The following is a 12,112-nucleotide window of genomic DNA, read 5'->3' as shown; positions in this document are numbered from 1 at the left end:
CGTGACCTCTTCCCTCGGCCAGGGCGCCTACTCGACGCTGCCGCCCTCGCTCACCGAGAAGCTGTCGAAGTGGCTGCACTGGCCGCTGGCCGCAGCCGCCATGCTCGCCGCGCTGTATTTCGTCTTCGTCGTCTACTCGACCGGCCAGGCGGCCTGGGCCGTGGGCCTGCTGGCGCTGTTCACGGCGGGCTTCTACGTCTACCTCAACAACGGCGCGTTTGCCTGGCGCTACCTCTTCCCGGGCATCGCCGGCATGCTGGTGTTCATCGCCTTCCCGCTGGTCTACACGGCGCAGATCGGCTTCACCAACTACTCCAGCACCCATCTGCTCAGCGAGGCCCGGGTGCGCGAGTATTTGCTGGAGCAGCGAGACGCCGTCGAAGAACAGGTGCTGGCCTACAGCTTGCATGCAAGCGGTGCCGAGTACCGCCTCGTGCTGCGCAGCGAAGGCGAAGCAAACCCGCGCTGGGTATCGCCGCCACTGGCGCTGCGCGCCGGTAAGGAACTGCGCGTGGATGTGGCCGCAGCGGACACCGCCTCGACGCCGCTGGACGCCGCCCTGCCCTTGCCCGAGCTGATCAAGCACCGCGACGCGCTCGGCAAGCTCGTCCTCGTTCAGCCCGACAAGACCGAACTGCACTACCTCGGCCTGCGCGAGTTCGGCCCCATCAAACCGCAGTGGACCGCCAATGCCGACGAGAGCCTCACGCGCGCCGCAGACGGCGCCGTCTTCAAGGCCAACCGCGACACCGGTTTCTTCGAGTCGACGTCGGGTGAAGTGCTGCAGCCTGGCTTCAAGGCCTTCATCGGCGCGGCCAACTACACCCGCATGCTGTTCGACGCCGAGTTCCGCGGCCCCTTCCTGGCCATCTTCTCGTGGACGGTGGTGTTCTCGGCGCTGACAGTCTTCTTCGCCACGGCAATAGGCATGCTGTTCGCCGTGATGCTGAACTGGGAGGGCATGAAGTACCGCACCACCTACCGCACGCTGCTGTTCCTGCCGTATGCGGTGCCGGGCTTCATTTCCATCCTCGTGTTCAAGGGCCTGTTCAACCAGAACTTTGGCGAGATCAACGCCATCCTGAATGCGCTGTTCGGCGTCAAGCCGGCGTGGTTTGCCGACCCGCTGCTGGCCAAGACCATGCTCGTCATCGTCAACGTCTGGCTCGGTTACCCCTACGTGATGATCCTGTGCTCGGGCCTTCTGAAGTCCATCCCGGCCGACCTCTACGAAGCCTCGGCCCTGGCCGGCGCCAGCCCGGCCACCAACTTCTTCAAGATCACGGCGCCGCTCATCATCAAGCCGCTGGCACCGCTGCTGGTGAGCGCCTTCGCATTCAACTTCAACAACTTCGTGCTGATCGCGCTGCTGACCGACGGCCGGCCGGACTTCCTGTCCACCAAGCTGCCGGCGGGACAGACGGACATCCTCGTCAGCTACACCTACCGCATCGCGTTCAGGGATTCGGGCTCCGACTTTGGGCTGGCAGCGGCGATCTCGACGTTGATCTTCTTCCTGGTGGCGGCGCTGTCGCTAATCAACCTCCGCATGTCGGCGAAGGCACAAAGATGATTCAGGCCACGATGGGTTGGCAAGCGCGGCGGCCAAGGGACTTCGTGTCCCCCGCCCGCTACGCGGTCTCCTCCTTTACCTTCGTCCCTTGGCCGCCGCACTCGCCAACCAACACCACCTGTCTTTTGCGTCGAGGAAAGCCGCCGGTGTTGGATCGGGCCGGGTGGGCGGGCTGCGCAGGTAAAGGAGGAGACCGCGTAGCGGGCGGGGGACACGGAGCAGAACGCCCACCCGGCCTGATCCCAATCCATACACAGAAACATCTGGAGTTCTGACCCATGGCCATCGTCCTCGGCAAACAAGCCCGCTGGCGGACCCTCGCCGCGCATGCGGTGATGTGGGTCTTCATCGCCATCACCCTCTTCCCGCTGCTGGCGGTCGTGTCCATCTCGCTGCGCCCCGGCAACTTCGCCACCGGCAGCTTGATCCCGACCGAGATCAGCCTGGAGCACTGGAAGCTGGCGCTCGGCATCCCGTACCAAGCCGCCGACGGCAGCCTCGTGCAGCCGCCCTTCCCCGTGCTGACCTGGCTGTGGAACTCGATCAAGATCGCCACCGTCTCAGCCCTGCTCATCGTCGCCATCTCCACGACCGCAGCCTACGCCTTCGCGCGCATGAGTTTCCGCTTCGACAAGCCCGTGCTCAACGGCATGCTGCTGTTGCAGATGTTCCCGCCGGTGCTCGCGCTGGTGGCCATCTACGCGATATTCGAGACCATTGGCACCTACGTGCCGGCGCTTGGCATAGAGACGCACGCCGGCCTCGTGCTCGCCTACCTCGGCGGCATCGCCACGCACGTGTGGACGATCAAGGGCTACTTCGAAACCATCCCCGTCGAGATCGAAGAGAACGCCAAGGTCGACGGTGCGACGCACTGGCAGGCCTTCTCCCGCGTGCTGCTGCCCATGGCCATTCCCATCCTGATGGTGGTGTTCGTGCTGGCCTTCATCGGCACCATCATCGAGTACCCGGTGGCCTCCATCCTGCTGCGCGAAGAAGGCAATCTGACGCTCGCCGTCGGCTCCAAATACTTCCTGCACGACCAGCGTTTCCTGTGGGGCGACTTCGCGGCTGCGGCCGTGCTGTCGGGCCTGCCGATCACGCTCGTCTTCCTGCTGGCGCAGCGCTGGATCGTCTCCGGCCTGACGGCGGGCGGCGTCAAGGGCTGATTTAGATGCTGAAAACCTTCGCGCTTTGTGCGGCGCTGCTTTCGTTCGTCCCTGTGTCCCTGGCCGCCTGCGTCAAACCGCCGCTGGGCGACGCCACGCTCTACCTGCGTGGCGGCCTGAACAACTGGGCCGCGCAGGACGAGCAGGCCTTCGAGTACCGCTGCGATGCCTACTACTTGAACCTCAAGGCGCAGGGCACGCAGGAGTTCAAGCTCGCCGACGAGGACTGGACGCCCGCCCTCACCTTTGCCGCCAATGCCAAGGGTCAGCCAGCGCGCGGTGCACCGGCCAACCTGAAGCGCGAGTTCAACGGCGAGCACACGCTGCGGCTGAGCTTCGACGGCGAAGGCGCGCCAACCCTGAACGTCGGCCCCAAGACCTTCAAGCCGACACCGCCCCAGCCCATCACCGACCGCGCCGCGCTGACCACGCACTTCGACTCGCGGGCCGCAGAAGCCAAGTCGCCCTTCGGTGCCCAACCCAAGGGCAGCGAGATCAAGTTCAGCGTCGGCAATGACGTGCCCGGCCTGAAGCGCGCCACCCTGGTCATCGAGCGCCGCCACCTCACCGGCAACCAGGAGCAGCTCGCCTACGAGGCCCTGGCCCGCATCGACATGACGCCCCATTCGCGCGGCATGGGCACGGGCTTCTCGGCGAGCTATCGGTTCGACGAGATCGGCATCTACGGCTACTGGTTCGAGATCGAGACCGACCAAGGCAAGTACGCGCTGCAGAACAACAAGGACACCATCTACTGGACGCGCGAAAAGGGCTCCATGGGGCCAGCGACCGTCGAGCGCCTGCCCGCCAACCTGAACCGTGTGCGGCGCTACCGCCAGACGGTCTACGCGCCCGACTTCCACGTGCCGGGCTGGGCCCAGGACCTCGTCTATTACTACGTCTTCCCCGAGCGTTTTCGCAATGGCGACAAGGCCAACGACCCGCGCCCCGGTGGCGGCCGGCCGCAGGACCGCTACCAGGATCGCGACGTCGAGCGCCACGCGACGTGGAACGAACGCCCCTTCAAGCCCAACACAGGCGACGGCTCCGACAAACTCTTCAACAACGACTTCTTCGGCGGCGACCTGGCCGGCCTCATCGACAAGCTCGACTACATCAAGAGCCTCGGCGCCAACGCCCTCTACCTGACTCCGGTGTTCCGCGCGCCCAGCAACCACAAGTACGACGCCGCCGACTACCGCGAAATCGACCCCGCCTTCGGCAGCAACGACGACTTCGTGCGGCTGTGCGCCGAGGCCGCCAAGCGTGGCATCCGCGTCATTCCCGACACCTCGCTGAACCACGTCGGCAGTGACTCGCCCTACTTCAACCGCTTCAACAACTTCCCCGCCGGCGGCGCCTTCGACGGCGGCAAGATCAATCCCACCTCGCCGTACGCCAGCTGGTTCAAGTTCAAGCCCGACGAGACGGACCCGAACAAGCAGTACCAGGGCTGGGTCGGCGTGGCCGACCTGCCGGAGATCGACAAAAGCAGCCCCGCCTTCCGCGCCTACGCCTACAGCGACAAGGATTCGGTCACCAACCTCTGGCTGGACCGCGGCGCGGCCGGCTGGCGCATGGACGTGGTGCCCTGGGTGCCCGACGACTTCTGGCGCGAATGGCGCCAGGCCGTGAAGGCCAAGCGCCCCGACGCGCTGACGGTGGCCGAGACCTGGTTCGACGCCAGCAAGTACTTCCTCGGCGACATGTTCGACAGCACGATGAACTACATCTTCCGCAACGCCGTGCTGGACTACGCCGCCGGCAAGTCGGCCCGCGAAACCTACGCCAACCTGGAGTTGATGCGCGAGGCCTACCCGCCGCAGAGCTTCTTCGCGCTGATGAACCTGCTGTCCACGCACGACCAGCCGCGCGCGCTGCATCACTTCGGCGAAGACCGTGACCTCGTGCTCGCCAAGCGGCGTCTGCGCCTGGCCGTCTTCTTCCAGATGACCTACCCCGGCTCGCCCACCATCTACTACGGCGACGAAGTGGGCCTGGGCGGGGGCGACGACCCCTTCAACCGCGCGCCCTACCCCTGGGCCGACGAAGGCGGCCAGCCCGACGAAGCACTGCTCGCGGAGTTCAAGCGCCTGACGAAGCTGCGCCACGACCTGCCCGTGCTGCGCCACGGCTCGCTCGGAGCGCCGCTGTATGTCGACGACCACGTCGTCGTGCTGGCCCGCCAGCTCGGCGACACCTGGGCCGTCACGGCGACCAACAACAGCGACATGCCGCGCACCGTCAGCGTGGGCCTGCCCTTCACTGCCGACCAGTTGCGCGACGCGCTCGGCGGCCTGGCCGTCACGCCGAAGAACGGCCGGGTCCAACTCACCGTGCCGCCCTTGTTCGGCCGCGTTCTCGTCACGCCATGATTCTGAATGCCCTCGGCCGCACCGCGCCGCCAAGCCGGCCAACCTGCGTCGCAACCTCGACGCGATCGCCCGCTGCCCGCTGCCGGCCGAGGCTCACCCGATCAAGCCCGCGCCGGTGCTGAAGCTCAGCTACCCGCTGCTACCCGCCGCGACGCCGCTGCAGCGCCGTGAGCGGTGGCTGCAGCCGGGCGAGCCGATCTGACGGTTCAGCTCATTCGCAGCACACGCTCAGCCTCTTCAAGCCGCGCGTCCTCGATCTCGCGCAGCACGCTGGACAAATCCACCGCGCCCGGCTTGCGCTCGTAGCGGCCGGTCAGCGGCATGCCCGGTGCCAGCTGGCCGGCGGCGTAGATCGCCCAGATCTCGGGGCCGTACTGCGTGCCCAGCAGGGCCGGCGCGTACTGGCCGAAGAAGTTGCGCAGGTTGTTCACGTCCCGGATCAGCATGCGCGGCGCGTGGTTGTTGCCAGCGGCGTCCACGGCCTGCGGCAGGTCGATGATGACCGGCCCGTCGGCGGCCAGCAGCACGTTGAACTCGGACAGGTCGCCGTGGATGACGCCCGCGCACAGCATGCGCACCACTTCGTCGATCAAGGTGGCGTGGTGCTGCAGCGCCTCGGCGGCGCTGAAGGCCAGGTCGTTCAACCGGGGCGCCGCGTCGCCATGTTCATCGGCCACCAACTCCATCAGCAGCACGCCGTCGTGGAAGTTGCCCGGCTGCGGCACGCGCACGCCGGCTGCGGCCAGGCGGTACAGCGCGTCGACCTCGGCGCTCTGCCAGGCGGCCTCCTGCTGCTGGCGGCCGTAGGTGGTCCGCTTGGCCATGGCGCGCCCCTGGCGGCTGTTGCGCACCTTGCGGTTCTCGGTGTAGTCCACGGCCTGGCGAAAGCCACGCTTGTTGGCTTCCTTGTAGACCTTGGCGGCGCAGGTGTCGTCGCCGCAGCGCACGACGTAGACATCGGCTTCCTTGCCGCTCTTGAGCTGCCGGACGACCGTGTCGATCAGGCCTTCGTCGATCAATGCCTGCAGGCGTGGTGGTGCTTTCATCGCGCAATTGTCGACTGGGTCGACTGCATCAAAGCCGGGCCAGCCGCGCCGACAGCGGCGGCAGGCCGCTCGGCCCGCCGATGAGGCGCTGGTCATGCTGGTAGTCGTCGTGGGCCTCCACGCGCCAGTCGCGCCCGAACTTGGCCGCCAACGCCCGCGCCACCTCGTCGAAGCGCCAGGCCTCGTCGGCATTGCTGTCCAAATGGTGCACGCCAGGCAGTGGCTTCTCGATGAGGGCAAGCAACGCCGCAGCCGTGTCCGTCATGAAGGAGCAGGCCGGCGTCCAGGCGCGGCTCGCTTTCACGCAGCCGTCGCGCTGCTGCCATTCGTCGAGCGTCAGCAGCATGTTGTTGCCGGGCCGGGTCTCGTCGATCTGCCAGCCGATGCGGGCGATGACGGGCCGCTCGTTGGCCAGCAGCACGGCGTCTTCGCAATCGGCCTTGTAGCGGCCGTAGTCGTTGCTGGAGTTGCGCGTACTGAAGATGTCGTGCGGGCCGTCGGGCACGGGGTCGAACACCATCACGCTGCTGGTGAACAGGAAGTTAGGGCAGCGCGATGCCAGCCAGCCGCAAAAGCGCGCCGAGCTCATGCCCAGGTGGGCGATGGCGTCCACCGCCTGCGCAGACAGCCAGGCGGCAGACAAGGCTTGGTTGTCCTGGTCGACGGCGGCGCGGTCCCAGCCGATGACTTCGTGGCCGGCTGCCCGCGAGGTCTCTGCCAGGCGGGGCGCCAATGTGCCGTTGAGGCCGGTGATGAGGATCTTCATGGCCGTCAGCTTAAATGCCAGCCCCAGGGCGCCAGTGTGTGACCCTGCCAGGCCTGCTCTTTGCTAGACAGGTTGACGGCCACGCGCACCGCATCCGTCCCCAGCCGGCGCTCGAAGGCGACGACATCGGCCGGGGCTTGCAGCAGCGTCACCGGCGCGCCGTACTGGCCCGCCGCGAGCGCCGGGTGCTGGTGCTTGAACGCGATGAGCTGTTGGTAGAAGCCGGCCAGCTCATAACGCTTCCATGCGATGGCATCCTTCTCGAAGAAAGCCAGCCGCTTGTCCAGCCGCGACTCCTGCCCGTTGTAGATCAGCGGCATGCCGGGCAGCGTGAAGGTCAACACGGCCAACGCCTGGTAGGCGTCGCCGTAGAGCTCGGCGTCGGTGCCGTGCCAGGAGTTGAAGTCGTGGTTGCTGGTGAAGCGCATGCGGTAGGCGTGGGCCGGGTAGCCCGCTGGTTGTTTCGCAAGCCAGTCGCGCAGCAAAGGCGCACCCGCCTCGCCCTTGCCGATCTTCTTGAACACCTGGTCGACCAGGTCCCAGGAGTAGGTCATGTCGAAGGCGCCGCTGGTGTGCAGGTCCACGGCGTCGGACTCGGCCAGCATGAACATCGGCTTGATCGCGTCGAGCTCCTTGCGCGCGCGCACCCAGAAGTCGGTCGGCACGAGGCTGGCCACGTCGCAGCGGAAGCCGTCCAGGCCGGTCTCGCGCACCCAGAACTTCATCGCGTCGACCATCTCGTCACGCAGCGCTTCGCTCTGGTAGTTCAGCGCGATGACGTCGTCCCAGTGCTCCTCGCTGGGCTGGCCTTCATTGAAGGTAACGGCGTAGACCTCACCCTTGGCATTGAGCTTGAACCAGTCCTTGTGCGTCGTCGCCCAGGAATGGCCCCAGGCAGTGTGGTTGGCCACCCAGTCGAGAATGACCTTGAAGCCGTGGCCGTGCGCCGCCGCGACGAAGGCTTTGGCATCGGCCAGCGAGCCGAACTCGGGGTTCACCGCCGTGTAGTCGCTGATCGAGTAGTAGCTGCCCAGCGTGCCCTTGCGGTTGAGCTTGCCGATGGGCTGCACGGGCATCAGCCAGAGGATGTCGACGCCCAGTTCCTTGAGGCGCGGCAGGTCGGCCTGTACGGCGGCGAGCGTGCCTTCGGCCGAGTACTGGCGCACATTGACCTGGTAGATGACGGCCTGGCGAGACCAGGGCAGATGGGGCATGTCTTGATGGGCGCTCATGGGAGGCAGGGCGAAGGACGAGGCGGCAGTCAGCACGGTGCGGCGGCTGGGCATGGTGGTCGTTCAGCCTTTGCAGTGGCGGGCGATGTAGTCGGCGTGGTCGGGCATCAACGCCACGCTGCCGGCCACGGAACGATGCACGGCTTCGAGATAGGCGTGCACGCTGTCTTCCGGCTGCAGCGCGGCGAAGGGGTGGAAGCTCTCGGGCAGCAGGTTCTGGCCGGCCATGACCTGCAGCCAGGCGGTCTCGGCGAACAGTTCGCTGTTGAAGCGCGTCACGCGACCGTGGGCTTGGTAGAGCGCAATCTTCTGCTGGATGGTCTGCTGCACGAGGTGCATGCTGGTGGACTCCAGCGGCTCCAGGAAGCCACCCGCCAGGCCGATGGCGACGAGGTTGCGGTGCCAGGTCTTGCGGCGCATGCCGGCGGTGAAGCGCAGCGGGCGCGGGTCGGCCAGCGGCTTGCCGTCGAGGTTCGCCAGCAGCGCGCCGTCATCCAGCCGGCGGTGCCGCCGCCGACGATGACGATGTCGCGGATCAGGCAAGCGCGTCCGGGCTCTGCTGATGGCGGCTTCATCGCGCTGGCAAGCGCCGGTGTGGCGCATCGCGAAATCGTGGCTGTCTCATGTCTGTCTGGATCATCGCCGCCTCGCCGGCCACAAAGAGAGGCCCGGAATTGAAAAAGCCCCAGCGCAACGCCGGGGCTTCATTCAATGCCGCGGCATCAGAACTTGTAATTCGCGCCCAGCAGGAAGCTACGGCCCCAGCGTTGGTATTCCAACGGGCGATCCTTTGTGCCAGCGTAGGTCCGATAGGCCTCATTGGTCAGGTTGTTGACCTGGAAAAGAAGGCCCAGGCCCTTGAAGGCACCGTCGTTGAAGTTGTAGCCCAGTTGCAGGTCGGTGATGTTCTCACCCACCACGTAGCGCAAGGTGCGGGCGCCGTTGAAGTTGCCGATTTCGCCAATGAAGTCCGAGCGGCGACGCTGGCTGACGCGCGCCTCGAAGCCGTTGGCCTCGTAGTAAGCCGTCAGGTTGTAGACCTGCTTGGACAGGCCAGGCAGCGCGATGTCGCCACCGCCCACGCTGGTCGCACTCTCAGGGTCCTGGATCTTGATGCCGCTGTTCGTGAAGCTGGCGCTGGCCTGGATGCCAAAGCCCTTGAACATGTCGGACACCAGGCTCAGCGGCAGGGAGGCCGAGAGCTCCACACCCGACAGCGAGCCACCCTTGCCGTTGAACGGGGCCGTGAAGGTACCGGTCGGCAGCGCAGCCGGGCAAGGCTGGTTGGGACCTGCGGGCGTCGTGCAGGTGTTAGGCGGCACGTAGGTCTGGGTGAACGAGCTCAGGTCGTAGCCGTCCTGCTTCTGCGTGTAGATGTAGCTCTTCAGGTCCTTGTAGAAGGCCGCGGCGGCAATGTATGCACGGGTGCCGAAATACTTCTCGTAGGACACGTCGAAGGCGTTCGCGATCCACGGGTCGGCCTTGGGGTTGCCGCCGCTGGCACCCGGCTTGCCGGTTGCGTTGTCGACGCCGAACTCAATGCCCGAGCGCAACTGGTCCACACGCGGGCGGGCCATCTGGCGCGCCAGCGCAAAGCGCAGGGTCTGGTCGTCGGCCAGCGAAAACGCCAGGTTCATGCTGGGCAGCACGTCCGTGCGCACCTTGCCGTCAGTGTTGGGCCTGATCTCGCTGCCGGGGGCCGCGTTGTTGTCCCAATAGTTCGAGGTGGATGACTGGTCCACACGGATCACTTGCAGGCCCACGTTGCCGCGCACGGGCATGCCGGCCAGCTCGCCGTCGATGTTGCCCTTGATGAAGCCGGTCGTGGTCTTCTCGTACACGCTCCAGGCCTTGGGGATCAGGTAGGCGGCGCTCGTCTCGCTGGGATTGAAGGTCATGTAGCGCGACACGGCGCCCCGCACGTTCCACGCAGGGATGTTGCCCAGGCCCGCGAAGCTCAGGTCCACCGGGGCGTACTGAAGGTCACCCGCAATGGCGGTGTCACCCTGCGCGCCCACGTTGATGTTGCCCTCGGGCTGACGCTTCTTCTTGGAGCGGTCGGCGTAGTTGATGCCGACATCCACGTCCTGGAAGAAGCCCTTGAGCGAATCCGGCAGCGGGAAGTTGCCGGCCAGCTTGAGCGACTTCAGCTCGTCTTGGACGCTGGGCGTCTTGCCGTAGCCGGAGCCGTAGATGGTGCCGCGCAGGAACAGCTTGGTCGGGTCGGAATAGTTGAGCGTCGGGGTCAGCGTCGGGAAGCTGTCCGAACTGAAGTTCAGCTTCAGCGTGTCGAGCGGCGCGGTCGTGCCGGTCGGAGCCAGTTGGGTGTTGTTCTCCAGGCTGATCTCCTTGCGATCGGCCTTGGAATAGCTCACGTCGGCCGTCAGCGAACCGCCACCATCAAGCTTGAGCTTGTTGTTCCAGCCGAAGGCGTCGATGGTGTCCTTGCGGTCGTTGTACATGCCGCGCACCAGCGGGTACAGGCCGCTGGCGGTGCCGCCGACGAAGGTGTTGTTGCCGTTGATGACAGGCGACGTGATGTTCAGGCCGGGGTTGTAGCCACCGTTGTAGCCGCTGAGGTTGACCTCGAACTGGTTGGCGGTGTCTACCTGCTTGGCCTTGGTGTGGTAGTAGTCCACCACGCTGGTGAAGTCCTTGCTCGGGCGGAACTCGGCGGTTGCCATGAAGGCGTCGCGCTTGGTCACGCCGGTGCGGCGCAGTGCCTTGATGCCATCCGAATAGAACGTGCCGGCAGCCACTCCCGGGCGCCAGCCGGCACCCAGCGATTGCCAGGGCTCGTAAAGGCCGACCTGCTCTTCCTGGGTCGGCGTTTCCTGGTGGGCGTAGCCCAGCACCAGCCCGATGGTGCGGTCGGCGAACTGGTTGATGTAGCTGGCGCTGACCCGGTTGCCCGTGCCTTTGGCGCCCGCTGCACCACCCAGCGAGTTCTTCTGGCCTCGCACGTTGAAGGCGATCACACGGCTGCCGAAGTTCAACGGGCGCACGGTCTGCATGTCGATGGTGCCCGACAGGCCCTGGCCGACCAGCCCGCCATCCGGCGTCTTGTAGACGCTCACGCCGGCTAGCAGCTCGGACGGGTACTGGTCGAACTCGACCGAGCGGTTGTCGCCGGTACTCACCAGCTCACGGCCGTTGAGCAGCGAGGTCGCGAAATCGGGCGAGAGACCGCGCACGCTGATGACCTGGGCTCGCCCGGCCACGCGCTGGGCGGAAAGGCCGGGCAGGCGGCCGATGGACTCCGCGATGCTGATGTCGGGCAGCTTGCCGATGTCTTCGGCAGAGACCGACTCGACGATGTTGTCGGCGTTCTTCTTGACCGAAATGGCGGCCTCGATGCCCTTGCGGATGCCCGTGACCACCACGGTATCGAGTTGCTGCGCCTGTTGCTGGGCCGAAGCGCCGGCCGCCAGGATGAGCAGCGCGCAACCGGCGGTCACCGGACTGATGCGGAACTGGTTCTTGCTGAAGGTCATGAATGTCTCCTCTGGTTCATTGGAAAGCGGCTTGGCCCGCAGCTGCACCGCAGCGACGGCGCACAACTTTTGGGCGAGAACCCAACGTCTCGGCCTAGTTTGTATCAAAACTAGATTTTTTACCGCACCGTCGTAAACCCTAGACGTTGCGAAGAAGCGACCTGATTTCACGCGATTACCGGGGGTAAACCAGCACACAATGATCAATTCTACGGGGGATTGCCTCAATACAAACCAGATTAAGGCCATTGTTTGTAGCGCAACTACATGTTTTCAAAACCAAGCCAAACAGCCCGAAAAGAGGCGCAAGAACAGCAGCCATGCACCAAGCGCGCACGGCTGCGTCGACCGGACGCGCGATGCGCAAGCGGTCAGGCGAGGGAGGAAGGAAGGAACCACGCCGCGCGGCGGCGTGTCAGCAGAGCGGTGGGCCGGCGAGCGAAGCTCGCCGCGCCTC

At 65.9% G+C, this 12,112-nt stretch carries 8 protein-coding genes; 3 read left to right on the top strand and 5 right to left on the bottom strand.

The genetic code is table 11. The features are described 5' to 3' along the window. The first annotated feature begins 1 nt into the window (after position 1). From malF to ABIS05_RS14320, 3 genes are all read left to right on the top strand, one after another. Positions 2-1,573, top strand: coding sequence for a maltose ABC transporter permease MalF (gene malF, locus ABIS05_RS14330; RefSeq protein WP_348009217.1), 1,572 nt, complete (start codon positions 2-4; stop codon positions 1,571-1,573). 278 nt (positions 1,574-1,851) lie between these two features. Next, on the top strand, positions 1,852-2,742 hold the full coding sequence (gene malG / locus ABIS05_RS14325) for a maltose ABC transporter permease MalG (RefSeq protein ID WP_348009216.1): 891 nt from the start codon (positions 1,852-1,854) through the stop codon (positions 2,740-2,742). A gap of 5 nt (positions 2,743-2,747) precedes the next feature. After that, positions 2,748-5,117: an alpha-amylase family glycosyl hydrolase gene (locus ABIS05_RS14320; protein WP_348009215.1), complete on the top strand. Its 2,370-nt coding sequence runs from the start codon at positions 2,748-2,750 to the stop codon at positions 5,115-5,117. A gap of 206 nt (positions 5,118-5,323) precedes the next feature. On the opposite strand, the gene ABIS05_RS14315 is transcribed toward ABIS05_RS14320, so the two are convergent. From ABIS05_RS14315 to ABIS05_RS14295, 5 genes are all read right to left on the bottom strand, one after another. After that, the gene (locus ABIS05_RS14315; protein ID WP_348009214.1) at positions 5,324-6,163 is read right to left on the bottom strand and encodes a PA4780 family RIO1-like protein kinase; all 840 of its coding nucleotides are present in this window, start codon (positions 6,161-6,163) and stop codon (positions 5,324-5,326) included. 28 nt (positions 6,164-6,191) lie between these two features. Continuing rightward, complete coding sequence (locus ABIS05_RS14310) at positions 6,192-6,929, bottom strand: sugar nucleotide-binding protein (RefSeq protein ID WP_348009213.1); 738 nt, start codon at positions 6,927-6,929, stop codon at positions 6,192-6,194. A gap of 5 nt (positions 6,930-6,934) precedes the next feature. Then, complete coding sequence (locus ABIS05_RS14305) at positions 6,935-8,215, bottom strand: alpha-amylase family glycosyl hydrolase (protein ID WP_348009212.1); 1,281 nt, start codon at positions 8,213-8,215, stop codon at positions 6,935-6,937. 9 nt (positions 8,216-8,224) lie between these two features. After that, positions 8,225-8,704 (bottom strand): tryptophan 7-halogenase, encoded by a 480-nt coding sequence (locus ABIS05_RS14300; protein WP_348009211.1) that lies wholly within the window; start codon positions 8,702-8,704, stop codon positions 8,225-8,227. Positions 8,705-8,883: 179 nt separating this feature from the next. Then, on the bottom strand, positions 8,884-11,655 hold the full coding sequence (locus ABIS05_RS14295) for a TonB-dependent receptor (RefSeq protein ID WP_348009210.1): 2,772 nt from the start codon (positions 11,653-11,655) through the stop codon (positions 8,884-8,886). Positions 11,656-12,112 lie beyond the last annotated feature (457 nt).

The organism is Roseateles sp. (assembly GCF_039929605.1).
Taxonomy (GTDB): Bacteria; Pseudomonadota; Gammaproteobacteria; order Burkholderiales; family Burkholderiaceae_C; genus Pelomonas.
This window is presented reverse-complemented; position numbering and strand designations above follow the sequence as displayed.